Source organism: Kribbella sp. NPDC051587, from assembly GCF_044453945.1.
Taxonomy (GTDB): domain Bacteria; phylum Actinomycetota; class Actinomycetes; order Propionibacteriales; family Kribbellaceae; genus Kribbella.
The window spans coordinates 46,629-71,393 of the sequence record NZ_JBITDE010000004.1 but is presented as its reverse complement, the minus strand read 5'-3'; the positions used below and the strand labels follow the sequence as shown (position 1 = coordinate 71,393).

Genomic DNA, 24,765 nt, shown 5'->3' with positions numbered 1-24,765 from the left:
GGTGGTACGCAGGGCGAACCACCCCGCTCGACCGAGCCAACACCACCGCCCCGGTCGTCATTCCGTCCCGACACCCACTGAGACGCCGCCGCAATGTCCACCGATCCCGTGGTATATCAACGACGATGGTGCACGATGTGCGGCTTGCGGTGCAGCGAAAAATGCTGCAGGATGTGCTGCATGGAGACTGCCGATCGAGTCCCGGCGACCCGAAAGTCGCTGCCGCTGTCCGAGCGCGACCTGCGCGATCTCGCTGTGCTGCGCGGTTCGGCGGTGCATCGGGCCGCGTTGTCCGATCTCACGCAGGTGCAGGTGACTGAATCGATCAGCGAGGCGGCCTTGTTGCAGACCGTTCTCGAGGCCGGTCTCAAGGCGGTGGCCGATCTGGTGGAGGCGGAGGGTTATGCCCGGATCGCGCTCGAGGTCGTCCCGGAGAATCGGCAGGCCGTGGCGCGGCGGCGACGGCCCACCTGGGCGGACGAGTGAGCTGGCCCCTGCTGCGTGGTCAGGTGGTCCGGGCCGATCTCGGTCTCGATGAGCCGAAACTGTTCGTTGTCGTCTCCAACAACCGGCGCAACCAGCATCTCCAGCAGGTGCTGGCGGTGCGCCTGACGACCACGGACAAACCGCGGATACCGAGCATCGTCGAGCTCGTTCATCCCGAAGCGTTCATCGGCCGCGCGGTCTGTGACGACATCGTGGAGATCTACGCGGACGAGGTCGTCGGCGTGGTCGGTGGTCTGTCGCCGGCAGCGATGCGCGCGATCACTTCCGGACTGGCGGCAGCCTTGGGGATGAACGACTGACGCGCTGAGTGGTCTCGGCGGTCGCGGAGATCAGTATGTGACCTACGTCGTGGCCGGCTTCGCCGACCGGTGCATACTGGAGTCACGAGTGAACCCACTCGCGTGCTCCGGGGTCGGTGAAATTCCGAGCCGGCGGTGATAGTCCGCGACCCGGCTGCTGAGGTTGGCAGCCGGTTGACCTGGTGGAATTCCGGGACCGACGGTGAAAGTCCGGATGGGAGGCAGCACGCGATCGGCGGGAGAGCTCCGACGGTTGCCAGACGTTGCCTGGGCTGAGGCCTGCGCGAGGACGAAGCGGCCGCCCGGAGCTGTACGTCGGTCGTCAACGGCCCCGGTGTGCGTCCGTGACGACGAGGGACCGTGAGTGACAAACGCAGGGCCTACTCCCACGCCGATCGACGTCGCCTGGATGCGGCGCGCGGTCGAGCTGGCCGTCCGTGGCGTCGGCAGCACCCACCCGAACCCGGTGGTGGGCTGCGTGATCACCGCTGCCGACGGCAACCCGGTCGGCGAAGGCTTCCACGCCGTGGCCGGTGGACCGCATGCCGAGGTCGAGGCGCTGCGGATGGCGGGACGGCGAGCCCGCGGCGGTACGGCGTACGTCACGCTGGAACCGTGTAACCACACCGGCCGGACCGGGCCGTGTGCCGATGCGTTGATCGAGGCCGGAGTCGCCCGCGTGGTGTACGCCGTACCGGATCCGAACCGGCAGGCCTCCGGCGGTGGCGAGAAGCTGCGCGCCAAGGACATCCAGGTCGAGCAAGGTTTGCTGCAGGACGAGGCTGAGGCCGGGAACCACATCTGGCTGCACAGCGTGCGGATGGGGCGACCGTTCGTGACGTGGAAGTTCGCGACCACGCTGGACGGCCGGTCTGCCGCGCCGGATCGCACCAGCAAGTGGATCACCGGGCCGGCCGCGCGGGCCGACGTACACAGCAAACGCGCCGAGTGTGACGCGATCGCCGTTGGTACGCAGACCGTGCTCTCCGACGATCCTGAGCTCACGGTTCGGGATGCGGACAACGTACCGGCGGCGCGGCAGCCGCTGCGCGTGGTGGTCGGCGATCGCGAGATCCCCGCGACCGCGCGCGTTCGCAACGATCGGGCGCAGACGCTGCTGCTGCCCACCCACGACCCGGCCGAGGTCCTGCGGCAGTTGGACGACCGCCAGATCCGGCACCTCTGGCTCGAAGGCGGCCCGACGCTGGCCGCCGCCTTCGTGCGCGCCGGGCTGGTCGACCAGATCGTCGCGTACGTCGCCCCGGCCGTCCTCGGCTCCGGGTTCGCCGCGATCGGCGACCTCGGCGCGGAATCGATCGACCACCTACAGCGGTTCAACCTGACGGACGTGACGCGCCTCGGCGACGACGTCCGCCTCACCCTGGCACCCCTGGGAGGGAACTAGATGTTCACCGGAATCATCGAGGAACTCGGCACCGTCGAGGCGCTCGACCTGCTCGACGGCGACGCGGCGCGGCTGACGATCCGCGGTCCGAAGGTGACTGAGGACGCCGGCCACGGCGACTCGATCGCGGTCAACGGCTGCTGCCTGACGGTCGTCGAGTACGGCGACGGCCTCTTCACCGCCGACGTGATGAGCGAAACCCTCAAGCGGACCAGCCTCGGCGGCGTCGGGAAGGGCTCGAAGGTCAACCTGGAGCGCGCGGTCACCGCGCACGCGCGGCTCGGCGGCCACATCGTGCAAGGGCACGTGGACGGCGTCGGCACGATCGCGAGCCGGACCCCGTCCGAGCACTGGGAAGAGGTCCGGATCGCCGCCGCACCGGAGATCCTCAAGTACGTCGCCGAGAAGGGTTCGATCGCGGTCGACGGGGTCTCGTTGACGGTCACCGATGTGGACGACGCGACCGGGACGTTCGGGGTCAGCCTGATCCCGACCACGCTCGAGCTGACCGTGCTCGGGTCCAAACAGATCGGCGACACCGTGAATCTCGAGGTGGACGTGATCGCCAAATATGTAGAGCGTCTATTAGTTGCTGGAGGCACCAAGTGAGCCCGGTGGATTGGCTACTGCACGCACAGGTGACGATCGCCGGTTCGCCGGTGCTGGTCCGCGAGATCGTCGGCAACGTGTTCGGCCTGGCGAGTGCGCTGTTCGGGATGCGCCGGCTGGTCGCTGCCTGGCCGGTCGGGATCATCGGGAACGTGTTGCTGTTCACGGTGTTCGTGGGTGGCATCTTCGATACGCCGCAGGACAAGGACCTCTGGGGTCAGGCCGGGCGGCAGGTCTTCTTCTTTATCCTCAGCGTCTACGGGTGGTACCAGTGGTATCAGACTCGCCACCGCGGCGCGGCGGTCGCCGTACGGCCGCGTTGGGCGACCGGGCGGGAGCGGCTCGAGCTGCTCGGGATCGGCGTGGTGCTTTACGCGATCGGCTTCTTCGTCCTGCGTGCACTGGGTTCCTGGGGTCCGCAGTGGGACGCGTGGATCCTCACCGGGTCGATCCTGGCGACGTACGGGATGGCTCGGGGCTTCGTCGAGTTCTGGGTGATCTGGATCGCGGTCGACGTGGTCGGCGTGCCACTGCTGGTGCAGGCGAAGTTCTATCCGTCGGCGGCGATGTACGTGATCTACGGCCTGTTCTGCGTGATCGGGTTCGCGTCGTGGTGGAAGATCCAGAACAATGAGCGGGTCAGCCCGCCGGAAGCTGTGGTGGTGGGTTAGACATGGGTGACGTGCTGAAGCTCGACACGATCGAGCATGCGCTGGACGAGATCCGGGCCGGGCGCCCGATCGTCGTCGTCGACGACGAGGACCGCGAGAACGAGGGCGACCTGGTCTTCGCCGCGTCCAAGGCGACGCCGGAGCTGCTGGCGTTCCTGATCCGGTACAGCTCGGGCGTGGTCTGCGTGCCGATGGAGGGCGCGGAGCTCGACCGGCTCGGCATCCCGCTGATGACACCGCACAACCGCGAGCGGATGCGGACGGCGTACACGATCTCGGTCGATGCGCGGGACGGGATCTCGACCGGTATCTCGGCCGCGGACCGGGCCCGGACGATTCGCGTGCTGTCCGATTCGGCGTCGGAGTCCTATGACCTCGTCCAGCCGGGACACATCTTCCCGCTGCGGGCGCGCGAGGGCGGCGTACTGGTTCGGCCCGGGCACACCGAGGCCTCGGTCGATCTGGCGCGGCTCGCCGGGCTGAACTCGACGGCCGTGATCTCCGAGCTGGTGAACGACGACGGCACCATGAAGCGCGGTCAGGACCTGCGCACGTTCGCCGACGAGCACGGGCTGGTGCTGATCTCGATCGAGGACCTGATCCGGTACCGGCGTCGTACCGAGATCCAGATCGAGCGGGTCGCGACCACCACGCTGCCGACCCGGTACGGCGATTTTGTTGCCCACGGCTACCGAAACACGGTGGACGGTTCGGAGCAGCTGGCGCTGGTCCGAGGCGACCTGACCGACGGACCGGTGCTGGCGCGGCTGCACTCGGAATGCTTGACGGGCGACGTGTTCGGCTCCCTGCGCTGCGACTGCGGACCGCAGCTCGACGAGGCGCTGCGACAGGTCGCGGCCGAAGGTGGTGTGGTGGTCTACCTCCGCGGTCATGAGGGCCGTGGGATCGGACTGCTGCACAAGCTCCAGGCGTACGAACTCCAGGACGCGGGGCGCGACACGATCGAGGCGAACCTGGACCTCGGACTGCCTGCTGACGCTCGTGATTACGCCGCCGGTGCGCAAATTCTCGCCGACCTGGGCGTGAGCGCCGTGCGGCTGCTGACGAACAACCCGGACAAGGTCGACGGCGTCCAGGGCTACGGCATCGACGTGGTCGAACGCCGCAGCATCTCCATCGACCCCACCGAACACAACCTGCGCTACCTGCGCACCAAACGAGACCGCATGGGTCACCACCTTCCCACCGACGAGCAGGGAGCCGGCTGATGTCAGGCAGTGGAGCACCAACCATCGAAGCCCCCCGCGCCGAAGGCGCCCGCGTAGCCGTCGTCGCGGCCCTCTGGCACCCCAAAGTCACTGACTCCCTGGTCGCCGGCGCACTGCGCGCCCTCGAAGACTCCGGGGTCACCGACTTCAAGGTCGTCCGCGTCCCCGGCTCCTTCGAGCTCCCCGTCGCGGCCCTGCACGCCGCCAAGTCCGGGTACGACGCCGTGATCGCCCTGGGCGTGGTCATCCGCGGCGACACCCCGCACTTCGAATACGTCTGCCAGGCCACCACCGACGGCTTGATGCAGGTAGGAGTGAGCACCGGCGTACCCATCGGCTTCGGCGTCCTGACCTGTGACAACGATCCGCAGGCGTTGGACCGCGCCGGCCTCCCCGACAGCCGCGAGGACAAGGGCTACGAAGCCACCCAGGCCGCGTTGTCCACGTTGGTGGCGGTGCGGGCGTTGTAACGTCCCCCCGCGCCGGACGCGCCCGGTCGCCCCACCCGCCACCTTTCGCGCGGCTGCCGCCGCTTCGTCGTGAGAACAGCGGGTGGCGACTGTTCATCCGACGTCGCCGCCGCTAAGCCCGCTCCTCCGTCGCGTGCACGCGCCTTGCTGTACTTGTGTGAGTGGGACGGGAGCGCGCGACGAGTTGGGTTGGCGGCTGCTCGGGCGAACCGTGTGCCGGGCAGGTGATTTGCCCGGGATTCGCTTGGCTGGTGGGACTGCGGACCTGGGGGAGTGCCTCCTCGAGTGGCCACTGGCCCTCGGGAGTGCTTGATGACTGGTGATTGGGCGGTCTAGCTGGCGCTGTGCTAAGCGGTAACTTTTGGGCGCTATGTGACGATTTCTTACCGCTTAGCGTGCATCGACGGCCGGTGCAGGACGCCAGCTGGATCCCCGCCGGCCCCGCCCACTCGGCCACCCCCTCCATCGCGCTGCGCGGGCGCCCCCATCCCCACCCACACGAGTCCAGCTAGCCGCGTGCACGCGACGCAGGAGCGGGCGTGCCCGGAGCGAGGGGGATCACTCGATCCGGGTGTGTTCCATGTACCAGTTGGGGGTCCACGTCGTACCGGCGTCTTCGGAGAAGTCCTGTTGCCAGGCGGCCTTGTCGGTTCCTGGGGTCCAGGTGAAGCGGACGTCGATGGGACGGCCTTCCCATTCGTCGGGGCCTTCGAAGTGACCTAGGCCGTCGTCGCCGAAGGAGCCGATGACGGGGGTCTCGAGTTGGCCGCGGAGGCTGTTGATCCAGTGGATGGACCAGGTCTTGGTGGTCGGGTTGAAGATGCGGAAGGTGGCACCGCGGAAGCCTTCCGTCGGGAACCAGCCTTCGTCGAAGCTGATGGCGCCGTCGAAGTACGTCGTCACCTGCATCTCGGACTCGATGGCGTACCACTCGTGCGGGTCGCCGAGGGCTGGGCGGCGACGGCGGTTGGCCATGTGCCAGCGGCCGACGAGGAAGTCGAAGTCGCCGGTCACCTTCGGCACGTCCAGCGGCGGCGAAGGCGTCGTACGGCGGGTGAAATCCATCGTCCAGTTGGTTTCCCAGGTTGCGCCGCCGTCGTAGGAGTAGGCCTGCTCCCAGTGGGCGGTCTGGACGGTGATGTCGGACCAGGCGTAGCTGCACAGCACTGGCTGACCGTCGACGGAGTCTTCGCCGACCAGGCGACAGCTGGAGCCATCAGGCGACCAGCCGCCGCGGACCGGGGGATAGAGCTGCATGGTGGTGCTGTTGATCCACCAGATGTTCCACTCCTGCGCCACGGGGTCGTACAGCCGCAGGGACAGGCCGTACGAGCCTTTGGAGGGGAAGCGCATCTCGTCGATGCTGATCGCGCCGTCGAAGTAGGTGTGCGCGGTCGTGGTGCCTTCGAACTCGGTCCACTCGCCGTCGCGCAGGGTCCGGTGCCGGACGTCGAAGTCGCCCTGCAGGAAGTCGAAGTCGCCGGTCACTTTGGTCCATGTCGTCATGGGAACCAGCCTCGCGCCAAAACCTGACAACCGATGGCAGTCTTTCCAGCTACTCTCGAACCATGCGTTCGAGCCGGCTCTTGTCGATCCTGCTGTTGCTGCAGACCCGCAGGCAGTTGACGGCGCGTGAGCTCGCCGACGAGCTGGACGTGTCGCTCCGGACCATCTACCGCGACGTCGAGGCGCTGGCCGCCGCAGGGGTTCCGGTGTACGCCGACCAGGGCCGCGCCGGTGGCTACCGGCTGGTCGAGGGCTACCGCACCCGGCTGACCGGTCTGACCGAGCAGGAGGCCGCTGCGCTCTTTCTGGTCGGCATGCCCGGCCCCGCGGCCGCACTGGGGCTCACAGCGCAGACCAACGCGGCCGAGCTCAAGCTGCTCGCCGCACTGGCACCGGACCAGCGTGACCGGGCCGGACGGCTCAAGAACCGCTTCCACCTCGACATGCCGGCCTGGTACGCCGATGCCGAGTCCTCACCACACCTGTCGGCCGTGGCTGACGCCGTACTGCATGACCGTCGGATCAAGGTCCGCTACCGCCGCTGGGAGGCCCCACGCGAGGTGGACCGCACTCTGGAGCCGCACGGTCTCGTTCTGAAGAGCGGCAGCTGGTACGTCGTCGCTGCCACCGAGACCGGGATGCGCACGTACCGCATCTCCAACATCCTCGACCTCACTCCGACCGACGAGCCGTTCACCCGCGCGAGCGACTTCGACCTCCCGCAGTTCTGGCAGGACCACCTGGAGTACTTCGACCAGTCCCGCTTCACCGCCCAGGCGGTAGTCAAGGTCTCCAAAAGCCTGGCCCAACGCATGTACGACGTCTCGTTCCCACAGCTCGTCTCAGCCGTCGCCCAGACACCCCCGGACGCAGACGGCACCGTCACAGTCACCCTGGAGATCGAGTCGATCGGCAACGCAGCCGCCGCGCTCTGCCGCTTCGGAGCCGGTCTGGAGGTGCTGGAACCGCCAGAGCTCCGCACCGAGCTGGCCACCCTCGGCCGCACTCTCACCACCCTGTACGACGTCCGCCCAGCGGACCTGGGGGCGGATGGCTTACCCGCGGTCCCGTAGTCTGGGGCCCGCCATGAAGAGTTTCGAGGAGCTGTTCGCCGAGCTGGGCGACAAGGCACGCACGCGTCCGGAGGGATCCGGCACGGTGGCGGAGCTGGATGCCGGCGTGCACACGATCGGCAAGAAGCTGGTCGAGGAGGCCGCCGAGTCCTGGATGGCCGCCGAGCACGAAGGCACCGAGCGGGCCGCCGAAGAGCTGTCCCAGCTGCTGTACCACGCGCAGGTCATGATGATCGCGCTCGATCTGAAGCTCGAAGACGTCTACCGACATCTGTAGGTCCACCCGACAGACCCACCGGTTCAGTTTCGACAGATTGGGCAGTGCCATGCTGCGCGTCGCAGTACCGAACAAGGGCTCGCTGAGCGAGTCCGCGATCGAGATCCTCACCGAAGCCGGCTACAAACAGCGCCGGACCAGCAAAGACCTGAGCCTGACCGACGTCGCGAACGAGGTCGAGTTCTACTACCTCCGCCCGCGCGACATCGCCGTGTACGTCGGCGAGGGCACCCTGGACGTCGGCATCTCCGGCCGTGACCTGGTGCTCGACTCGCACGCCGACGCGGACGTGATCATGGGGCTCGGCTTCGGCAGCTCCACCTTCCGGTTCGCCGGACCGCCCGGGGTCGCGTCCTCGGTGAAGGACCTGTCCGGCAAGCGGATCGCCACGTCGTACGCCGGAGTCCTGGCCGACCACCTCGCCGAGAATGGCGTCGAGGCCTCGGTCGTCCGTCTGGACGGCGCGGTCGAATCGGCTGTCGCACTCGGCGTGGCGGATGTGATCGCCGACGTCGTCGAGACCGGTACGACGCTCCGCCAGGCGGGGCTCGAGATCTTCGGCGAACCGATCCTGCAGTCCGAAGCGGTCCTGATCAAGCGCCACGGGGTCGACGACCCGGCTCCCGGCCTGCACCAGCTGGTACGGCGGCTCGAGGGCGTCCTGATCGCGCGGAACTACGTGATGATGGACTACGACATCCCGGCCGACCAGATCGACGCGGCCACGGAGGTCGCGGCCGGTCTGGAGTCGCCGACGGTCTCCCCGCTGCACCGCGCGGGCTGGGTCGCCGTCCGGGTGATGGTGCAGCGCGCCGAGGCGCAGCGGATCATGGACCAACTGTGGGAGGTGGGAGCCCGTGCCATCCTCACCACCGATATCCACGCCTGCCGGATCTGAGGCCGCGATGACCGACCGCCTGTTCACGTTCCACCCGCGGAGCGTGGCGATCATGGCGGCGGTGATGGGCTTCTCGCTGATCGCCCTCTTCGGGGTGATCTGGACCCAGTTCGACGCAGGGACCAAGGAGTCGTTCAGCTGGTTCCAGCGGCTGACGTTGCTGGCGTTCTTCGGTGCGATCCTGTGGATCCTCTACCGGATGGCCACGGTCCGGGTCTCGGCGTACGCCGATCGGCTCCGGGTCCGCAACGTGTTCAAGTCGTACACGCTGCCGTGGTCGGACGTCAGAGCCCTGCGGTTCCGTTCAGGTGATGCCTGGCTGCAGCTCTTCGATGCCGACGGCAACCGGATCGGCATCCTCGCGGTCCAGGCGGCCGAGGGGCGGCGGGCCAGCACGGCCGCCAAGGAGCTGGCGGCCGTGGCCCGCGCACATGGTGCCGGACCTAGCCAGCTGACACCCGAAAACTAGTCTCGTGTGACTGACCGGGTTCCAGGACCACCAGGTCCTGCCCGGTCACGAACGCGTCCGGCGGACACGTCATCGGCTCGACGGCGAGCGCCGTACGGCCGATGGCGCTGCCGGTGTAGAGCTGCATCCAGGCCGTGTCCCCGCTGAGCGTCGCCCGCGCGCCATCGGGAGCCGAGAGCGTGACCGACCAGCCGCCGCCGAGGCCGGTGAACGCGTTGTCGATGTCCAGGTCGCCGATCACGCGGGCGGTGCTGAAGTCGTACGGCGATCCGTCGACCGGCGCGAGGCCGATCGGCGACAAGCGGTCCGGTGAAACCTCCAGCCACTGCGCGGCGCTGAAGTCCAGCACGCACTCGTCGATCGGCCGACCGACGCTCAGATACGGATGGGCCCCATACCCGTACGGCGCTGCCGTGGTGCCGACGTTGACCGCCGACGCCGTGATGGTCAGCCCGTCGTCGAGTCGATAGGTGAGTCGCAGCTCGAGCTGATGCGGGTACCCGGGCTGACCGTGCAGCCGGTAACCCGCCTCCACGGATGACGGGTCCGAGCCGTCGTCGAGCCGGACCCAGTTCGCCCAGCGGGTGAGCCCGTGGATCGCGTTCTGGCGGGCCGGCTCGGTCAGATACAGCTGCTGGTCGGTACCGCCGAAGCTGTACTTCCCGTCGGTGATCCGGTTCGGCCACGGGAACAGGTGCTGCCCGATCCCCGCGTGCGCCGGCTCGTCCTCGCCGTACCCGAGCAGGACGTCACGACCCTCATAGGTGAGCCCGCGTAGTCCACCGCCCACGCTCACCACAGTCCCGGCGTACCCGCCGCCCGAAATCGTCCACTGGTCACCACTCGGCAGCACGCTCATACCCCCATCCTCACAAACTTCTCGGGATCGCTGTCCATTTGGGTCTGACCCGTTCGTGGTGATGCTGTAGACACGCCAACAGGAGGTATCACCGTGAAGTATCTGCTGCTGATCAACGCCGGCGAACTCGACCTGTCCGGGGGAGTGGTCGGGTGTGAGCCCGAGGACTGGATGCGGTTCGACAAGGAGATCACCGACTCCGGGGTGGTCGTGGCGTCGGAGTCGCTGGCGGACCTGGTCACCCAGACCCGGGTGCAGGTGGACAACGACGGCAAGCGGACCGTGACCGACGGGCCGTTCGCCGAGACCCGTGAGGTGCTCGGCGGGTTCTACGTGATCGACGTACCGGACCTGGATATCGCGCTCGACTGGGCGGCCAAGTGCCCGGGCTCGCGGGCCGGTGGTTCGGTCGTCGTCCGGCCGATCGCCGAGTTCCCCGGAGCCTGATGATGGACCAGGTCGAGGCGGTCTTCCGGGAGGAGCGCGGCCGGTTGCTGGCCGCGCTGGCCCGGCGGTTCGGCGACCTCGACCTGGCCGAGGAGGTCACGGCCGAGGCGATCGAGACCGCACTCGTCCGCTGGCCGATCGACGGCGTACCGGCGAACCCGGGCGGCTGGCTGATGACGACGGCCCGACGCAAGGCGGTCGACCGGTTGCGCCGGGACCAGGTGTACGCCGCCAAACTCGCGATCCTGCAGGTGGACGCGGACCGGGCCGAACCGCCGCGGCCCGGAGGCGAGTTCCCGGATGACCGGCTGGAACTGTTCTTCACCTGCGCGCATCCGGCGCTGGCCCCCGAGGACCGCGGCGCGCTCACCCTGCGCTGCCTGGCCGGCCTGTCGACACCTGAGGTCGCCAGAGCATTTCTGGTCCCGGCCGCGACGATGGCGAAGCGGATCGTCCGCGCGAAAGCGAAGATCCGCGACGCCCGCATCCCCTTCCGGGTTCCTTCGAATGACGAGCTGCCGGAGCGCCTGCCCGCCGTACTGCAGGTGATCTACTCCGTCTTCACCGAGGGCTACGCGGCCAGCTCGGGGCCTTATCTGCAGCGACTCGACCTTGCCGAGGAAGCCATCCGCCTCGCCCGCATCCTGCACAAACTCCTCCCCGCCGAGCGCGAAGTCGCCGGTCTGCTCGCGCTCATGCTCCTCGTCCACGCTCGCCGCGACGCCCGCACCGGACCCGACGGCCAGGTCGTCCTCCTCGAGGACCAGGACCGCACCCGCTGGGACCACGATCAGATCACCGAGGGCCGCGCGCTGGTCGTCTCCGCCCTGACCGGCGGTCCGGCCGGACCGTACGCCGTCCAGGCCGCGATCGCCGCCGTCCACGACGAGGCCACCACCTTCGCCACCACCGACTGGCCGCAGATCGTCGCCCTGTACGACGTCCTGTCCGCCCTCGACCCGTCTCCCGTGATCGCGCTCAACCGGGCCGCCGCGATCGCCTTCCGCGACGGCCCCGACGTCGCTCTCACCCTGCTCGACTCGCTCGCCGACGAGCCCCGCCTCCGCAACTACCACCCCTACGCACTGGCTCGAGCCGACCTCCTGCACCGCCTCAACCGCCGTACCGAGGCCACAGCCGCCTACGAACAAGCCCTGAAACTCGCCGGCTCCGACCCCGAGCGCCTCCACATCCGCGCCCGGCTGGCAGAGCTCGCCGCATCCACGACGGAGACCTCATGAACGACATTCAGCACCGGATCGAGGCCGAACGTCTCGACCTCGCCGACTTCCTCGACACCCTCACCGAGTCCGACTGGGCGACCACCTCGCTCTGCCCGGCCTGGACCGTCCATGACATCGTCGCGCACCTCACGCTCTCCACGCGGACCACGCTGTCCGACGTACTGCGTGGTGCGATCCGGGCCCGTGGCAACTGGGAGCGGATGGAAGCCGACGCTGCGACCGAGCGCGCGGCGCGCTTCACGCCGACTGAGCTGATCGCCCAGTTCCGCGAGACCGCTGCTTCCACGCGACGCTCACCCGGCTCCAAGCCACTCGACACCCTCACCGACGCGCTCGTCCACGGCCAGGACATCGCGATTCCGCTGGGCCGGGAGCGCGCCATGCCCCTCGACCTCGCTCAGGCCGCCCTCGACCACGTACTCAAGAGCCCCTTCTACGGCGCCCGTAAGCGTCTGAAGGGAACCCGCCTGACCGCCACCGACACCAACTGGTCAACCGGTCAAGGCGACAACGAGCTCAGTGGGCCGATTCAGGATCTGCTGCTGCTCGCCACCGGTCGCCCGGCCGGATTCCGCACCGTCACCGGAGCTTGTCCTGGTCTGGACCGACTGACAGCCTGACGTCATGCAGACCTTGTACGACGCGGCGGGTGGAATGGATGGCATGGTTCGGCTCGCGCATGCGTGGCATGAGCGGGTGCTGGCGGACGAGGTGGTGAGCCACGCGTTCAGTCATGGCTTCCATCCGGACCACACTCAGCGGCTGGCGGCGTACTGGGCTGAGGCGCTGGGCGGGCCGGCGTGGGCCGAGGGAGACGAGACCACCGTCGTCTGGATGCACAGTGGGAACGGTGAGCACCACGAGATGGACCGGCGCGCGATCGCGTGTTTCGACGAGGCGCTGGACGACGTGGGGCTCACCGGTGAGCTGAAGAGCGTGCTGCACGACTACTTCGCCTGGGCGACGAACGTCTCTATGGCGAGGTACCACGGGTCCAAGGACGAGGTGCCCAAGGGGATGAGCATTCCGCGCTGGTCGTGGGACGGGCTTCAGGAAGCCGCGGAGTCGTGAGGTAGCGCAACTGACTTGGCGACCAGCTCGAGAGCAGGGTCGTGCGGTACGGCGGGGTTGCCGTCGACAACCACGTGGGCACGGTCACGCGTGCCTTGAACGGCGAAGTGGTCGCGCTCCCAGCGCATCCACTCGAGCCAGTGATCACGGAGTGCCTCGCCGTCGCGGTCGATGCCGCGGTCGAGACGGACCTCGTTGGTGGTCTCGATCCAGACGCGCAGGGACTGCCAGCCGTCGGCGTCGCGGTCGCAGGAGGTGACGCCCTCGACGATCAGGAGGTCGACGGTGGCCGGGACGAGGTGCAGCTCGGCGTACGCGCCGGTGTGCCAGTCGTAGCGGCGGTAGCGACCCTCGCGGCCGTCCGCGAGGCGCTGCAGGACGTGGTCCCGGAGGAGGGCGAAGCCACGCTCGGCGCCGGCCCAGCCGTCGTACAGGTCGTCCATGTGAATGAGGCCGGTGTTCAGGCCGCGGGCCTTGGCCCGGGCCTCGAAACGCTCGGCGAGGGTGGACTTGCCGGAGCCGGCCGGGCCGTCGATGGAGATCAGCCGGGTCCGGCCCAGCCGCGGGGGCGCGGCCTGGACGTGGTCGAGCAGGGAGTCCAGGGGCAGGGGGTTCTCAGTTGATTCCATGGCGCTTCAGGATGTCCTCGATCTCGTCGAACTCCGACGAATCCTGCTGCCCACCCTTGGCCTTGGTCTTGGCGCGGGAGGGGGCAGCTTTGGCAGGGGCAGCCGACGCGGGCGCCGGTCCGGTGGTGGTCAGCTCACCGGAGGTCTTCGCGGGCTTCGGCTCCTTGGGTGCCTTCGGGGTCCGGGAGCGCGCCACGCCGGAGACGACGTACAGCACCACCGAGACACCGAACAGCGCGACGCCGGCCCAGACGGTCGGCGAGAAGATCAGGTGCGTGACCCAGCTCACCGCCGACCGGACGACGTCCCAGACCAGCTCGAGCAGTCCGGTCAGGTAGAGGGAGACCGGCAGCAGCGACCAGGCGACTCCGCGCACGCCGGCCGCGGCACCGCGCCGCCGCCAGGCAGCCCAGGAGCCGATCAGGCCGAGCAGCGTGAGGCCCACGCAGAACGGCAGCAGCGTCAAATCGTTGAAGTCAGGCACATACCCAGGCTCGCACAGTCAGCCCGCGATCCAAGGGGGGAACAGCCCTGACGCCACCCTGAAACCCGGCTCCGGGGACAATGGGCCGGTGCAACCAGGAGAGCGGCGTTTGGCATTCACCGGGTTCGACGACGATGACGGTACGGCGGACGCCGGGCTGGCGGCTGCCCTGGCGGCCGGGGACCAGGGAGCGATGCTGGCCGCGCTGACGCGAGCGCGGTTGCTGGTGCCGGTCGTCGCGATGCTCGGCGAGGTCGAGTACGACGAGAACGGGCTGGCGCACGACAAGACGTCGGACATGGCGGTCGCGCTGTTGCAGGGTCAGGACGGCCGAAACGCCCTGCTGGCGTTCACCGGTACCGAAAGCCTCGCCCGCTGGAGCGCCGACGCCCGCCCGATGCCGTCGCTCACCCAGTTGGTGGCCACCGCCGCGATCCAGGAGGGGGCCGCCGCGATCGTCCTCGACATCGCGGGCCCCGCCCCCGGCGTCATCGAGGAGGACGACGTACGCCGCCTGGCCGCCGGCCTCCAGGTGGTGCGCCTGGAAGACGGCGGCTACGGCTGGATCGAACCCGCCCCCACCGACGCCTGACCCGCCCACCCTCATTTCGCTGGCTAGGCACTCGCGTTGGGGGTTCCGCACCCTGGTTATGGGTACCGAACCCCCCATTTGCCTGGCTGGCCAGGCAAATGGGGTTCAGCTGGCGAGGGCGTCCATTGGCTTGGGGCGCATGGCGATTCGGCCGGTGATGGCGGTGGTGGGGAGGACGAGCAGGAGGACCACGCCGACCCAGGCGAGCAGGATCCAGGCCGGTCCGGAGGGGAGTGGCCAGCCGCGGCTCGCCACCGCGATCGGCAGCACGGTGAACGCCGCCGCGACCAGCCCGATCACGAGCCCGAGCGCCGCGATCACCAGGCCTTCCAGCGTGAGCATCCGCGACACCTGCTTCCGGGTCGCCCCGGTCAGCCGCTGCAGCCCGAACTCCCGCCGCCGATCCAGTACGGCGACCGCGATCGTGTTGACCGAGGCAATCGCGGTGTACGCGACCGCGATCCCGGCCAGCAGGTAGGCGATATACGCATCCACTCCGAGGCCTGCGTCGTACCCCTCACTGAGCAGTTCGCGCCCACCGACTGACGCCCCCGGCCACTTGGAGAGGTCGACGTGCTTCTCCGACGTCTTGAGCAGCAGCAGATTCGGCAGGCCGGTCGTGGTGTGCGCGGCCAGCAAGGCGGCCGGGAGCAGCAGCGGCTCGTAGCCGGACGGGCCCTCGACCAGTGCGACCACCTTCACCTTGACCAGCGAGTTGTCACCCAGTCGCACACCGAGCTCCGAACCCACGTCCACCTTGAGCTTCTTCGCCGTACCGGGTGGCAGCGCGATCGTCGAACCCTGCAGCTGATCCAGCGAGCCCTTCGTCACCTTGCCCTCGTACACAGGCCCACTCAGCCCGAGCAGCGGCCAGGCGTCGCTGGTGTGTGAGGAGTCGTACGGCGCCTCGATCCACCCCTTGCTGCGCACCAGCTCAGACACCGCCGTCACCCCCGGCATCGAGCGAACGCTCTCCGTCAAGCCGGCCGGGATTCCTCCACTGGTGCTGGTGATCACGACGTCCGCGGCCAGGTCGCCGATCGCCGCCTCGAGCGCGCCCTTCTGCTGGGTGCTCTGCGAGTAGATGTTGCCGAGGGCAATCGCCGTGGCGATGGTGATCGGGATCAGGATCGCCGCGAACTGCACCGCCCGCACCCGCAGGTTGATCACCGCGAGCACCCCGCTCGTCCCACGCTTCTCGACCAACGCGGTCAGCCGCGGGATCAACGCCCGCTGGATCACGAGCGGCGCCAGGATCGCGACCGCGATCGACCCGGTCAACCCGGCCGGCCCACCGATCGCCGCTGCGTTGGTCGGGCTCATGAAGAGTGTCGAGAGCGCGATCGCCACGGTCACTCCGGCGAAGATCAGCCCGATCAGAATCCGCACGCGGCCCAGGGCAACAGCCGGTACGGCGGCTTCCGCGAGCGCCTGGATCGGCTGGATCCGCGCGGCCCGATCGGCGGCGATCCCCACGGTCACCCGCAGTACGACGTACGTCAGCAGCGCGGCTCCGGCGAACGGCAACGGTCCCTGGTCGAACCGCAGTTGGGCCGGCACGATCCCACCGCTGGTCAGCAACCCGAAGATCCAGTTCCCGGCGAAACGTCCACACAGCAAGCCGAGCACGAGTCCGAGAACCCCGACCACCATCGTCTCGGCGATCACCATCTTCGCCACCTGCCGTGGCGTCGCTCCACTGGCCCGCAGCAAGGCGAGCTCCCGCCGCCGCTGCCGTACCGACAACCCGATGGTCGCCGACACCACCAGCGCCATCACCACAGCCACCATCCCACCGAAGACGCCGGACATGATGATCAACGGGAGGCTCGTCGCGATCCCGCGGTACTCAGCCACCCCACGCTCGTCACCGCTGTACGCCTTCACACCCGCCGGCAGCTCAAGCCCCCGCACCGCAGGCCACACCCCGATCGCATCAGGTGCAGGCGACAGGTGCTGAGCCTCCGAGTCCGTGAAGAAGATCGACGGTACGTCGACAGTCCGCGCCGGCACCGCGATCCCGGCCACCGTGTACTGCCGGGGCTCACCGCGAACAGTCACCGTCACGTGGTCACCAGGCCTGGCGCTCCCCGCCAGCCGCGTGTCCAACACAACCTGACCAGGCCCGGGCGCATGACCCGACCTGAGCGCGTAGGGGGTGAGAGGAGCCGACGCCCACCCGTGTCCGATCAGCACCTCACCACCCGAGCCGCTGGCCGGCCCATTCCCCTGACGCGTGCCCGCACCTGATCCGCCGGCCGGCGCGCCACTCGCGGCCGGTCCACCACCTGGCGTGATCACGGCGGGGAAGGAGCGGTCGGCGATCACCTTCGTCACTCCCGGCGTACTGGCGAGCTTTGCTACCAGCGACGCGTCGACGCGATGGCGCTCGGGGAAGGCGGCCGAGCCGGAGCCGTTCGGCGGGTGATAGGCGGGATCACCGGTGACGACGAGGGGTGCTGCGGCCAGGCGTTGCGGCGGGGCGTTCAGGCGCAGGCCTGTCTCCAGCATGCCACCGGCGGCGGCGAGCAGGGCGCTACCGAGGAAGACGGCAACGAAGATCGCCAGGAACGCGGCGGTCCGGTGGCGCAAGGTGGTGAGCGCAAGGCGAAACATGATCGGTTCTCCGATGGGTCAGGGCGTTGCGGGGGAGAGGCTGAGATGGGCTAGTTCGGCGGCTACCGACTCGGCGGTGGGGCGCTGTGACTCGGAGACGATGTGGCCGTCGACCAGGAAGACCACGCGATCGGCGTACGACGCAGCGACCGGGTCATGAGTGACCATGACGATGGTCTGGCCGAGTGCTCGCGCCTGGTCCCGCAGAAGCGCCAGGACCTCCAGCGCGGTCACGGTGTCCAGCGCACCGGTCGGCTCGTCAGCGAAAGTGATGGCTGCACGCCCAGCCAGCGCGCGGGCGATGGCCACCCGCTGCTGCTGACCACCCGACAGCTCACTCGGACGGTGGCTGACCCGCTCGGCCAGACCGACGCGGGAGATCACCGAGCTCACCCACGCCTCGTCCGGGGACTTCCCAGCCAGAGTGAGCGGCAGTACGACGTTCTGGCGCACGGTCAGCGCGGGCATCAGGTTGAAGGACTGGAAGACGAAGGCGACGTGCTCACGCCGCAGCTCGGTCAGCCGGGTCTCATCGAGCCCCGCCAGCGGCCGTCCGGCCAGGTGGACCGAACCGGAGGACGGTGAGTCCAGACCGGCCGCGCAGTGCAGCAGGGTGCTCTTGCCGGACCCGGACGGCCCCATCACCGCGGTGAAGGAGCCCTCCGCGAATCCGTAGGTGACACCGCCCAGCGCAGTCACCGCGCCGGGGCCGGTGCCGTAGACCTTGCGGACGTCCGTGAGCTGAACCGGCGCGTTCACCGGCTGACCCGGTGGTACGACTCGTGCGTCCACCACAGGATGCCGACGACCATGCCGAGTCCGAGGTCGGACCAGAGCCACCAGGGTCCGTCGAAGTGGCCGAACACGGCCAGGGCCGCCCAGACCACGAACTGCACGACGCAGGCGACCAGCCAGATGCCGGTGAAGGCCCGCAGCGCCACAGTCAGCGCTCGCGGCGGAGTCGCATCCGCCACTCCGGCCAGGACCTGTCGGAGGTCACCGCGGGTCTGGGCGTACAGCAGCAGCGACTGCCGGTCACTGGCCTCGGGCGGGGTCAGGGCGCCACGCCGTACGGCGTTGTCCAATTTGGTGGTGGCCGAGCGGCGGTCGGCCTCGGTGAGGGCGATCTGGTCGGGGAGCAACAGCGGATCGAGAACGGTGTTCATCAGGGGTACCCACGCTTTCCAGGAGGAGGAGTTCGTCTGTGAAACAGCGTATGGATTGAACAGTTCTCGGCCCCAGGGGGCGAGGTTGCCTCTCGGAGGTGGAGCTAGCTCCCCTCTGCCGGTAGCGGAAGTGCGCGAAGATGGGGGCATGAGTGCAGAGCTGCCACCCGGTCTGGCGCTGGCCTGGGGCGTCCAGCCCGTGCAGCGGCGCGGGCCGAAACCGGGGCTGTCGATCGACCAGATCGTCGCGACCGGGATCGAGTTCGGCGACACGGCCGGGTTCGAGGCGGTCTCGCTGCAGAAGATCGCGGCGCAGCTCGGCGTCACCACGAACGCGATGTACCGCTACGTGCGCTCCAAGGACGAGCTGATCGTGCTCGTCCACGACAAGGCGCTCGGCGGCCCGCCGGAGCTACCCGCCGGCTGGCGCAACGCCGCCACCGCCTGGGTGTACGCGCTCGTTGCCCGGTACGCCGACCGCCCGTGGCTGCTCGACGTACCGATCCGTGGCGCGCCCATCACGCCGAACGTGATGCGCTGGGCCGAGGTGATGCTGCAGGCGTTCGCCGAGACGAAGCTGAGTCAGCATGACGCGCTGGGCTGCCTGATGCTGCTCGACGGCTTCGCCCGTAACTACGCCAACCTGGCTCGCCAGCTCGGCGCGAGTGACGACGTACCGGTGCAAGCTGAGCAGGTCGGCGCCTTCCTGGTCCCCAGACTCATCGAAGGCAACTACCCGATGCTGGTCGCCCTCTATACCAACCAGGAGTACGAAGACGGACTCGACGACGACCTGGAGTTCGGCCTGGCCCGCACCCTCGACGGCATCGAGGCCCTGGTCAAGGCAGAGTGATCCGGACCGGTCCCTCAGCCCGTGCGGCGACCCACTGGAGGTGGAAGTCGCTGCCGGGGGCAACTTCCGTACGGCGCTCCGGTGCAGTGCGCAGGTTGACCGGAGCGGTCAGCGTGGTGACAGCGGGCTCAGCCGGTACGCCGTTGGTCCGCACTGACGCGATGACGTCAGCCAGCGCCTGCGCGGCCGGCTTGCGCTCGTGGTCGACAGTGAACAAGCCCAGGTCGTACTCGCGGTCCGGGAAGTCCAGCAGCCGCCGGTCGATGTCATGCGACGACCACCACGTCACGCCGTACAGGGCCGGGTTCGGCAGTACGTGCTCAACCGTCCGCCGGGTGAACTCGGCCTGGAGGTCGACGGGGATATCAGGACCCGGTACGCCGACCTCCTGCAACCACACCGGCCGGGACGGATCCAGCGACGTCGCAGCCGCGAGCTCGACCAGGTAGTCGGCATGGCTGAGCGTCGCCGGACCCATCGGCCCGTCCACTCGCGAGACCCCGTTGAACACCCAGGAGTGGACCGTACTGAGATCGCCGAGATCCACCGCGTCGGTCGGCAGGAACGGATGATCAGACTTGTACCAGGCGTCGTCGAACACCGAATGCAGCGCCAGTACGTCGGGCGCGGCCTTCCGCACGGTGTCGAGCAGCTCGGAGGCCCACGCGGTCGACGCCCCGGGCGTGGTCGGGCTGTCCGGCCAGAGGTTGTTCACCTCGTTCCCGAGCGTGATCGCGAACAGGTTCGGCTTCTCGGCGACCGCCCGCGCCACGGTGTCGACGTACGCCGTCAGGCCGTCCCGGACCGTGGTGTCCTCGAACAGGCTGGCCTTGTGCCAGGTGAGCACCCACGACGGCAGGAAGTCGAAGCTGGACAGATGACCCTGGATGAGGTCGACCGCGACCGACAGTCCGTGTTCCGCGGCGGCATCCACCGTGTCCAGCAGATCCTCGATCGCCCGCTCGCGCAGAATGGCCCGGTTCGGCTGGATCCACGGCCAGACCGGGAAGACCCGGACATGGTCGAGACCCAACCCGGCCAGATCCGCGAAGTCCCGTCGGACGGCGGCACCGTCGTAGTCGAGCCAGCTGTAGAACCAGCCGCTCGAAGGAACGTAGTTCGCGCCGAAGCGGGGATCCGAGGCCATGCCGACGATGCTAAAACGGTTTAGGGACCCCGAGCAACATCAGGCCGGGGGAGCGGTGGACTCGCGGACGGTGAGGACGGGGTCGGCGGTGCGTCGGTTGATCATCGTGTCGGGGTCGGCGATGACCGAGAGCAGCACCTCGGCGGCCTGGCGGCCGAAGTCGAAGGTGTCACGGGACATCGCGGTCAGGGCCGGGTGCATCAGCTGGGTCAGGATCGAGTCGTCGAAGGCCACGATCGACAGGTCGCCGGGGACCGAGACGCCCATCTCCATCGCGACCCCGAGCCCGGCGACCGCCATCACGTCGCTGTCGTAGACGATCGCGGTCGGGCGATCCGCCTGGGCGAGCAGCCGGCGGGTGGTCGCGGCGCCCTCGGCATCGCTGAAGTCGGTGGTCAGCGACGGCGCGTCGATCAGCCCGAGCCGCGGGGCGGCATCACGCACCGCTCGGATTCGTCGCTGCGTGTGCTGGAAGACCGGCGTACCGGCGACGTGGGCGATGCGGCGGTGGCCGAGCGCGGCCAGGTACTCGACGATGGTCAGCATCGCGTCCCGGTCGTCGGCCCAGACGGAGGCGAGCGCGCCCTTGCCGCCGCGGCCGCCGATCACCACGGCCGGCAGCTCGAGCGCCTTCAAGGCGTCGATCCGGGGGTCGCGCACGGTCAGGTCGACCAGGATCACGCCGTCCACGCGGTGTTCGGAGGACCAGCGTTTGTACACCTCGACCTCGGCCTCGGTGTCCTCGACGATCAGCAACTGCAGCGAGATCGATTCCGCGGACAGCCCCGACTGCACCCCGGACAGCAGGTGCGCGAAGAACGGCTCGACGCCGAGCGTGCGCGCCGGGCGGGCGATCACCATCCCGACCGAGTCGACCCGCGACGCCCCCAGCGCCCGCGCGGCACTGTGCGGCCGCCACGCCATCTGCTCGGCGATCCGCAGGATCCGCTCCCGGGTCGCCTCGCTGACGCCGGGCCGCCCGTTCAGCGCGAACGACACCGCACCCTTGGACACGCCCGCTCGCTGCGCGATGTCTGCAATCGTCGGTCTGGCCACGGTCACCTCCTCACTCTTGACAGCGGATTCTACGATGTGAATAGTTCGGGAGCTATACCGGTTTATCAAACCCTGGAGAATCCCCATGCGTAGACGCCGCTCGGCGCTGGTGGCGCTGGTCGCCGCCTCGGCACTCACCCTGGCCGGCTGCGGCCTCGGCTCGTCCGGCGATTCCGGCGACGGCGGCGCCAAGCCGACCGTCGGCGCGGATGCCCAGGTGACCGGCGCGGTCTCCCTGCAGACCTGGGCCCTGAAGCCGAAGTTCACCTCGTACGTCGAAGGGGTGATCAAGGCCTTCGAGGCGAAGTACCCGGGCACCAAGGTGACCTGGCTGGACCAGCCTGGTGACGGTTACGACAAGAAGGTGCTCAGCCAGGCCTCGGCCGGCGACCTGCCCGACGTGGTCAACCTGCCGCCGGACTTCGCGCTGCCGCTGGCCAAGCAGAGCCTGCTGCTCGACGTCGCCGCGGCCGACCCGAAGATCAAGGACGAGTACGTCGAGGGCGGTGTCCAGGCGTACCAGTACCAGGGCCTGAACGGCACGTTCGGCTACCCGTGGTACCTGAACACCGACATCGACTACTGGAACGCGGACAAGTTCGCCGCGGCCGGTCTGGACGTGAAGAACCCGCCGAAGACCTTCGACGAGCTGCTCGCGGCCGCCAAGGTGATGCACGACAAGACCGGTGGCAAGGAATACCTGATGAGCCGGCTGCCCGGCATCGGTGACCTGACCAACGCGGGCGTCAAGATCATCTCCGACGACGGCAAGAAGTTCACCTTCAACACCCCCGAGGCCGCCGCGCTGCTGGACAAGTACCGCGACGCCTACAAGGCCGGCTACCTGCCGCGCGACATCCTGACCCAGGAGTACCTGGGCAACTCCAAGCTCTTCACCCAGGGCAAGGTCGCCTGGACCACCGGTGGCGGCAACGCGATCCAGGACTTCACCAAGGACAACCCGTCGCTGAAGGGCAAGATCGTCCCGTCGCCCGCGCTCGACACCCCGCCGCTGTACGTGCAGGGGCTGTCGGTCTCGGCCAAGACCAAGAACCAGGCGGCCGCGATCGCGCTGGCCCGCTTCGTCACCAACGCCGAGAACCAGGCCGCGTTCGCGAAGATCGTGAACATCTTCCCGTCCACCAAGGCCTCGGCCTCCGACCCGTACTTCTCCAAGAGCGACGGCACGCCGGAGTCCGACGCGAAGGTGCTCGCCTTCGAGTCGCTGGCCAAGGCGAAGTCGCTGACGCCGGCGATCATCAGCGGTGCCACCAACGACTTCATCGGCCAGCAGATCTCACTCGCGATCTCCGGCAAGATCTCCTCGCAGCAGGCCCTCGACGCCGCCGTCGCCAAGGCCAACCAGCTGCTCACCCAGTAATGCGTTATCAGCGATGGTTCACCCCGTGGGTGCTGGTGATTCCAGCACTCACGTGGTTGCTGGTCTTCAACCTCTGGCCCTCGATCAACACGGTGATCCTGTCGTTCACCAACGCCAAGCCGCTCGGCGGTGGCACGTTCGTCGGCCTGAAGAACTTCGAGACCCTGCTGCACGACGAGCAGCTGCGCTGGGCGTTGCTGAACAGCGTCATCTACATGGTGGTCTGCCTGCCGTTCCTGACCATCTTCCCGCTGCTGCTCGCCGTACTGGTGGAGAAGAAGCTGCCCGGGATCACCTTCTTCCGGACGGCGTTCTACACGCCGGTCGTCGCGTCGGCGGTCGTCGTCGCGCTGATCTGGCAGTGGATCCTCGACGATCGCGGTCTGGTCAACGGCCTGGCCGAGAAGCTCGGCGTGATCTCCGGGCCGCTGCCGTTCCTGTCCGACCAGTGGCTGTTGTTGCTCAGTGCCATCAGTCTGACGATCTGGAAGGGGCTCGGGTACTACATGATCATCTACCTGGCCGCCCTCGGGAACGTCGGCCGGGAGCTGCACGAGGCCGCGGCGGTCGACGGCGCCAGCCCGATCCGGCGGTTCATCCACATCACGATCCCCGGCGTCCGCGGCACGATGATCCTGATCTCGATCCTGATCTCGGTCTCGGCACTGCGGGTCTTCTCGGAGCTGTTCATCCTGAGCGGTGGCAAGGGCGGCCCCGGCGGTCGCGACAACTCCGTCGTGATGCTGATCCAGCAGTACAGCCAGGGTTTCGAGGGCAACCTCGGCTACGCCTCGGCCCTGTCGATCGTGCTGTTCTTCGTCACCGTCGTCCCGATGCTGGTCCTGGCCCGTCTCAACCGCCAAGGAGCCGAGGCATGAGCACAGTGACCGACCCGGCGCGGCCGATCGCGCTTCCTGACCAGCCCGGTACGCCGAGCAAGCGCGGGCGGAGCGGGGCTTTCGGGTTCAACACCGTGTCGCCGCGGGAGAAGGTGACCAGGTACATCCTGCTCGTCGTCGTGCTGCTGATCACGATCGGGCCGTTCCTCTGGCAGCTGTCGACCTCGCTCAAGGGTTCCGGCGAGGACATCTACACCCGGATCCCACGGCTGCTGCCGTCCCAACCCACGTTCGATCACTACAAGGCCGTGGCCGACACGATCCCGGTCTGGGACTACGCGCGGAACTCGCTCGTGGTCGCCGTACTGGTGGTCGGCGGCAACATCATCGGCGCGTCCCTGGCCGGGTTCGCGATCTCGCGGTTGCAGTTCAAGGGCCGCAAGCTGGTGCTCGGTCTGTTCCTGGCGACCTTGGTGCTGCCGGGTGAGGTCACGATCATTTCGCAGTACGTGACGGTCCGGGAGTTCGGCCTGGCGAACACGCTCTTCGGTGTCGCCCTGCCCGGCATGATCGGCGCGCTGAACGTCCTGCTGATGTACAACGCGTTCCGGTCCCTGCCGATCGAGGTCGACCAGGCCGCGATCGTCGACGGCGCCAACGCCTGGCAGCGGTTCGTCTTCATCGGACTGCCGTCAGTGCGCGGCACCATCAGCGTCGTCGCGATCTTCGCGTTCATCGGCGCCTGGGACGACTTCCTCTGGCCGCTGATCGTCCTCACCGACCCCGACAAGTACACCCTGACCGTCGGTCTGCAGTACCTGTCCGGCACCTTCAGCAACAACCCGCGCCTGATCGCAGCCGGCACCATGATCGCGTTCATCCCGATCGTGATCGTCTTCGCCGTCTGCCAGCGCTTCTTCTTCAAGGGCGTCGAAGAAGGTGCCGTCAAGGGCTGACCCCGCCGGCGG

Annotated in this window: 29 protein-coding genes and 1 riboswitch; of the genes, 20 read left to right on the top strand and 9 right to left on the bottom strand. The window is 68.5% G+C overall.

Translation table 11 applies throughout. The annotated features are described in order from the left end of the window. Positions 1–180 precede the first annotated feature (180 nt). From ACIA49_RS16000 to ribH, 7 genes are all read left to right on the top strand, one after another. On the top strand, positions 181–486 hold the full coding sequence (locus tag ACIA49_RS16000) for a hypothetical protein (RefSeq protein ID WP_396377911.1): 306 nt from the start codon (positions 181–183) through the stop codon (positions 484–486). Beyond that, positions 483–806: a type II toxin-antitoxin system PemK/MazF family toxin gene (locus tag ACIA49_RS15995; protein WP_396377910.1), complete on the top strand. Its 324-nt coding sequence runs from the start codon at positions 483–485 to the stop codon at positions 804–806. Before ACIA49_RS16000 ends, ACIA49_RS15995 begins: the two co-directional genes overlap by 4 nt. Before the next feature lie 98 nt (positions 807–904). After that, a riboswitch (FMN riboswitch) is annotated at positions 905–1,038 on the top strand. Positions 1,039–1,200: 162 nt separating this feature from the next. Continuing rightward, positions 1,201–2,211 (top strand): bifunctional diaminohydroxyphosphoribosylaminopyrimidine deaminase/5-amino-6-(5-phosphoribosylamino)uracil reductase RibD, encoded by a 1,011-nt coding sequence (ribD, locus tag ACIA49_RS15990; RefSeq protein WP_396378551.1) that lies wholly within the window; start codon positions 1,201–1,203, stop codon positions 2,209–2,211. Further along, complete coding sequence (locus ACIA49_RS15985) at positions 2,212–2,820, top strand: riboflavin synthase (RefSeq protein WP_396377909.1); 609 nt, start codon at positions 2,212–2,214, stop codon at positions 2,818–2,820. After that, positions 2,817–3,491 (top strand): nicotinamide riboside transporter PnuC, encoded by a 675-nt coding sequence (gene pnuC, locus ACIA49_RS15980; protein ID WP_396377908.1) that lies wholly within the window; start codon positions 2,817–2,819, stop codon positions 3,489–3,491. Before ACIA49_RS15985 ends, pnuC begins: the two co-directional genes overlap by 4 nt. A gap of 2 nt (positions 3,492–3,493) precedes the next feature. Beyond that, on the top strand, positions 3,494–4,720 hold the full coding sequence (locus ACIA49_RS15975) for a bifunctional 3,4-dihydroxy-2-butanone-4-phosphate synthase/GTP cyclohydrolase II (RefSeq protein WP_391547132.1): 1,227 nt from the start codon (positions 3,494–3,496) through the stop codon (positions 4,718–4,720). Next, on the top strand, positions 4,720–5,190 hold the full coding sequence (ribH, locus tag ACIA49_RS15970; protein ID WP_391547131.1) for a 6,7-dimethyl-8-ribityllumazine synthase: 471 nt from the start codon (positions 4,720–4,722) through the stop codon (positions 5,188–5,190). The genes ACIA49_RS15975 and ribH overlap by 1 nt, the downstream gene beginning before the upstream one ends. Before the next feature lie 558 nt (positions 5,191–5,748). On the opposite strand, the gene ACIA49_RS15965 is transcribed toward ribH, so the two are convergent. Beyond that, positions 5,749–6,696, bottom strand: coding sequence for a hypothetical protein (locus tag ACIA49_RS15965; RefSeq protein ID WP_396377907.1), 948 nt, complete (start codon positions 6,694–6,696; stop codon positions 5,749–5,751). Between the two features lie 62 nt (positions 6,697–6,758). On the opposite strand from ACIA49_RS15965, the gene ACIA49_RS15960 reads away from it, so the two are divergent. From ACIA49_RS15960 to ACIA49_RS15945, 4 genes are read left to right on the top strand one after another with little or no spacing between them, the layout of a single operon-like run. Beyond that, positions 6,759–7,769 (top strand): helix-turn-helix transcriptional regulator, encoded by a 1,011-nt coding sequence (locus ACIA49_RS15960; RefSeq protein ID WP_396377906.1) that lies wholly within the window; start codon positions 6,759–6,761, stop codon positions 7,767–7,769. Positions 7,770–7,782: 13 nt separating this feature from the next. After that, positions 7,783–8,046, top strand: a complete 264-nt coding sequence (locus ACIA49_RS15955; protein ID WP_391547128.1) for a phosphoribosyl-ATP diphosphatase — start codon at positions 7,783–7,785, stop codon at positions 8,044–8,046. A 49-nt stretch (positions 8,047–8,095) separates the two neighbouring features. Next, positions 8,096–8,944, top strand: coding sequence for an ATP phosphoribosyltransferase (gene hisG, locus ACIA49_RS15950; RefSeq protein WP_396377905.1), 849 nt, complete (start codon positions 8,096–8,098; stop codon positions 8,942–8,944). A gap of 7 nt (positions 8,945–8,951) precedes the next feature. Further along, complete coding sequence (locus ACIA49_RS15945; RefSeq protein ID WP_396377904.1) at positions 8,952–9,413, top strand: PH domain-containing protein; 462 nt, start codon at positions 8,952–8,954, stop codon at positions 9,411–9,413. On the opposite strand, the gene ACIA49_RS15940 is transcribed toward ACIA49_RS15945, so the two are convergent. Then, complete coding sequence (locus ACIA49_RS15940; RefSeq protein ID WP_396377903.1) at positions 9,388–10,272, bottom strand: aldose 1-epimerase family protein; 885 nt, start codon at positions 10,270–10,272, stop codon at positions 9,388–9,390. The genes ACIA49_RS15945 and ACIA49_RS15940 overlap by 26 nt on opposite strands. Before the next feature lie 93 nt (positions 10,273–10,365). Between ACIA49_RS15940 and ACIA49_RS15935 the strand changes: the two genes are divergently transcribed. Genes ACIA49_RS15935 through ACIA49_RS15920 form a run of 4 tightly spaced genes read left to right on the top strand, consistent with a single transcriptional unit; the run spans position 10,366 to position 13,034 of the window. After that, positions 10,366–10,719 carry a YciI family protein gene (locus ACIA49_RS15935; RefSeq protein ID WP_396377902.1) on the top strand — a complete coding sequence of 118 codons (354 nt, stop codon included), beginning with the start codon at positions 10,366–10,368 and terminating at the stop codon, positions 10,717–10,719. A 2-nt stretch (positions 10,720–10,721) separates the two neighbouring features. Further along, on the top strand, positions 10,722–11,960 hold the full coding sequence (locus tag ACIA49_RS15930) for an RNA polymerase sigma factor (protein WP_396377901.1): 1,239 nt from the start codon (positions 10,722–10,724) through the stop codon (positions 11,958–11,960). Next, positions 11,957–12,583: a maleylpyruvate isomerase family mycothiol-dependent enzyme gene (locus tag ACIA49_RS15925; RefSeq protein WP_396377900.1), complete on the top strand. Its 627-nt coding sequence runs from the start codon at positions 11,957–11,959 to the stop codon at positions 12,581–12,583. The genes ACIA49_RS15930 and ACIA49_RS15925 overlap by 4 nt, the downstream gene beginning before the upstream one ends. A gap of 4 nt (positions 12,584–12,587) precedes the next feature. Continuing rightward, positions 12,588–13,034: an oxidoreductase gene (locus ACIA49_RS15920; RefSeq protein ID WP_396377899.1), complete on the top strand. Its 447-nt coding sequence runs from the start codon at positions 12,588–12,590 to the stop codon at positions 13,032–13,034. Here ACIA49_RS15920 and ACIA49_RS15915 read toward each other — a convergent pair. Both ACIA49_RS15915 and ACIA49_RS15910 read right to left on the bottom strand, forming a co-directional pair. Continuing rightward, entirely contained in the window at positions 13,013–13,663 is a 651-nt protein-coding gene (locus ACIA49_RS15915) for a uridine kinase (protein ID WP_396377898.1), read from the bottom strand. The two genes, ACIA49_RS15920 and ACIA49_RS15915, sit on opposite strands and share 22 nt — an antisense overlap. After that, positions 13,650–14,147 (bottom strand): hypothetical protein, encoded by a 498-nt coding sequence (locus ACIA49_RS15910; protein ID WP_396377897.1) that lies wholly within the window; start codon positions 14,145–14,147, stop codon positions 13,650–13,652. The genes ACIA49_RS15915 and ACIA49_RS15910 overlap by 14 nt, the downstream gene beginning before the upstream one ends. Before the next feature lie 109 nt (positions 14,148–14,256). Between ACIA49_RS15910 and ACIA49_RS15905 the strand changes: the two genes are divergently transcribed. After that, positions 14,257–14,739: an SseB family protein gene (locus ACIA49_RS15905; RefSeq protein WP_396377896.1), complete on the top strand. Its 483-nt coding sequence runs from the start codon at positions 14,257–14,259 to the stop codon at positions 14,737–14,739. A 105-nt stretch (positions 14,740–14,844) separates the two neighbouring features. Here ACIA49_RS15905 and ACIA49_RS15900 read toward each other — a convergent pair whose 3' ends face one another. The 3 genes from ACIA49_RS15900 to ACIA49_RS15890 are packed head-to-tail and all read right to left on the bottom strand — an operon-like array spanning position 14,845 to position 18,521. Continuing rightward, entirely contained in the window at positions 14,845–17,355 is a 2,511-nt protein-coding gene (locus ACIA49_RS15900; RefSeq protein ID WP_396377895.1) for an FtsX-like permease family protein, read from the bottom strand. 18 nt (positions 17,356–17,373) lie between these two features. Then, positions 17,374–18,114: an ABC transporter ATP-binding protein gene (locus tag ACIA49_RS15895; protein ID WP_396377894.1), complete on the bottom strand. Its 741-nt coding sequence runs from the start codon at positions 18,112–18,114 to the stop codon at positions 17,374–17,376. Further along, the gene (locus tag ACIA49_RS15890; RefSeq protein WP_396377893.1) at positions 18,111–18,521 is read right to left on the bottom strand and encodes a DUF1707 domain-containing protein; all 411 of its coding nucleotides are present in this window, start codon (positions 18,519–18,521) and stop codon (positions 18,111–18,113) included. The genes ACIA49_RS15895 and ACIA49_RS15890 overlap by 4 nt, the downstream gene beginning before the upstream one ends. Before the next feature lie 148 nt (positions 18,522–18,669). On the opposite strand from ACIA49_RS15890, the gene ACIA49_RS15885 reads away from it, so the two are divergent. After that, a complete protein-coding gene (locus ACIA49_RS15885) occupies positions 18,670–19,374 on the top strand; it encodes a TetR/AcrR family transcriptional regulator (protein ID WP_396377892.1) in 705 nt (234 codons plus the stop codon). On the opposite strand, the gene ACIA49_RS15880 is transcribed toward ACIA49_RS15885, so the two are convergent. Both ACIA49_RS15880 and ACIA49_RS15875 read right to left on the bottom strand, forming a co-directional pair. Continuing rightward, positions 19,361–20,521, bottom strand: coding sequence for a glycosyl hydrolase (locus ACIA49_RS15880; protein WP_396377891.1), 1,161 nt, complete (start codon positions 20,519–20,521; stop codon positions 19,361–19,363). The genes ACIA49_RS15885 and ACIA49_RS15880 overlap by 14 nt on opposite strands. A 39-nt stretch (positions 20,522–20,560) precedes the next feature. After that, positions 20,561–21,577 carry a LacI family DNA-binding transcriptional regulator gene (locus tag ACIA49_RS15875; protein ID WP_396377890.1) on the bottom strand — a complete coding sequence of 339 codons (1,017 nt, stop codon included), beginning with the start codon at positions 21,575–21,577 and terminating at the stop codon, positions 20,561–20,563. An 85-nt stretch (positions 21,578–21,662) separates the two neighbouring features. Here ACIA49_RS15875 and ACIA49_RS15870 point away from each other — a divergent pair, with 85 nt between their 5' ends. The 3 genes from ACIA49_RS15870 to ACIA49_RS15860 are packed head-to-tail and all read left to right on the top strand — an operon-like array spanning position 21,663 to position 24,753. After that, positions 21,663–22,958, top strand: coding sequence for an ABC transporter substrate-binding protein (locus ACIA49_RS15870; protein WP_396377889.1), 1,296 nt, complete (start codon positions 21,663–21,665; stop codon positions 22,956–22,958). Further along, entirely contained in the window at positions 22,958–23,836 is an 879-nt protein-coding gene (locus tag ACIA49_RS15865) for a carbohydrate ABC transporter permease (protein ID WP_391547111.1), read from the top strand. Before ACIA49_RS15870 ends, ACIA49_RS15865 begins: the two co-directional genes overlap by 1 nt. Next, the gene (locus ACIA49_RS15860; RefSeq protein WP_396377888.1) at positions 23,833–24,753 is read left to right on the top strand and encodes a carbohydrate ABC transporter permease; all 921 of its coding nucleotides are present in this window, start codon (positions 23,833–23,835) and stop codon (positions 24,751–24,753) included. The genes ACIA49_RS15865 and ACIA49_RS15860 overlap by 4 nt, the downstream gene beginning before the upstream one ends. Positions 24,754–24,765: the final 12 nt, after the last annotated feature.

What these genes read in the sequence shown, in the direction of transcription:
- ACIA49_RS15885 (WP_396377892.1), top strand. Translation starts at nt 18,670, where the DNA reads ATGAGTGCAGAGCTGCCACCCGGTCTGGCGCTGGCCTGGGGCGTCCAG.
- ACIA49_RS15940 (WP_396377903.1), bottom strand. Translation starts at nt 10,272, where the DNA reads ATGAGCGTGCTGCCGAGTGGTGACCAGTGGACGATTTCGGGCGGCGGG.
- ACIA49_RS15975 (WP_391547132.1), top strand. Translation starts at nt 3,494, where the DNA reads ATGGGTGACGTGCTGAAGCTCGACACGATCGAGCATGCGCTGGACGAG.
- ACIA49_RS15965 (WP_396377907.1), bottom strand. Translation starts at nt 6,696, where the DNA reads ATGACGACATGGACCAAAGTGACCGGCGACTTCGACTTCCTGCAGGGC.
- ACIA49_RS15930 (WP_396377901.1), top strand. Translation starts at nt 10,722, where the DNA reads ATGGACCAGGTCGAGGCGGTCTTCCGGGAGGAGCGCGGCCGGTTGCTG.
- ACIA49_RS15985 (WP_396377909.1), top strand. Translation starts at nt 2,212, where the DNA reads ATGTTCACCGGAATCATCGAGGAACTCGGCACCGTCGAGGCGCTCGAC.
- ACIA49_RS15865 (WP_391547111.1), top strand. Translation starts at nt 22,958, where the DNA reads ATGCGTTATCAGCGATGGTTCACCCCGTGGGTGCTGGTGATTCCAGCA.
- hisG (WP_396377905.1), top strand. Translation starts at nt 8,096, where the DNA reads ATGCTGCGCGTCGCAGTACCGAACAAGGGCTCGCTGAGCGAGTCCGCG.
- ACIA49_RS15960 (WP_396377906.1), top strand. Translation starts at nt 6,759, where the DNA reads ATGCGTTCGAGCCGGCTCTTGTCGATCCTGCTGTTGCTGCAGACCCGC.
- ACIA49_RS15870 (WP_396377889.1), top strand. Translation starts at nt 21,663, where the DNA reads ATGCGTAGACGCCGCTCGGCGCTGGTGGCGCTGGTCGCCGCCTCGGCA.
- ACIA49_RS15925 (WP_396377900.1), top strand. Translation starts at nt 11,957, where the DNA reads ATGAACGACATTCAGCACCGGATCGAGGCCGAACGTCTCGACCTCGCC.
- ACIA49_RS15920 (WP_396377899.1), top strand. Translation starts at nt 12,588, where the DNA reads ATGCAGACCTTGTACGACGCGGCGGGTGGAATGGATGGCATGGTTCGG.
- ACIA49_RS15945 (WP_396377904.1), top strand. Translation starts at nt 8,952, where the DNA reads ATGACCGACCGCCTGTTCACGTTCCACCCGCGGAGCGTGGCGATCATG.
- ACIA49_RS15955 (WP_391547128.1), top strand. Translation starts at nt 7,783, where the DNA reads ATGAAGAGTTTCGAGGAGCTGTTCGCCGAGCTGGGCGACAAGGCACGC.
- ribH (WP_391547131.1), top strand. Translation starts at nt 4,720, where the DNA reads ATGTCAGGCAGTGGAGCACCAACCATCGAAGCCCCCCGCGCCGAAGGC.
- ACIA49_RS15880 (WP_396377891.1), bottom strand. Translation starts at nt 20,521, where the DNA reads ATGGCCTCGGATCCCCGCTTCGGCGCGAACTACGTTCCTTCGAGCGGC.
- ACIA49_RS15860 (WP_396377888.1), top strand. Translation starts at nt 23,833, where the DNA reads ATGAGCACAGTGACCGACCCGGCGCGGCCGATCGCGCTTCCTGACCAG.
- ACIA49_RS15890 (WP_396377893.1), bottom strand. Translation starts at nt 18,521, where the DNA reads ATGAACACCGTTCTCGATCCGCTGTTGCTCCCCGACCAGATCGCCCTC.
- ACIA49_RS15915 (WP_396377898.1), bottom strand. Translation starts at nt 13,663, where the DNA reads ATGGAATCAACTGAGAACCCCCTGCCCCTGGACTCCCTGCTCGACCAC.
- ACIA49_RS16000 (WP_396377911.1), top strand. Translation starts at nt 181, where the DNA reads ATGGAGACTGCCGATCGAGTCCCGGCGACCCGAAAGTCGCTGCCGCTG.
- ACIA49_RS15900 (WP_396377895.1), bottom strand. Translation starts at nt 17,355, where the DNA reads ATGTTTCGCCTTGCGCTCACCACCTTGCGCCACCGGACCGCCGCGTTC.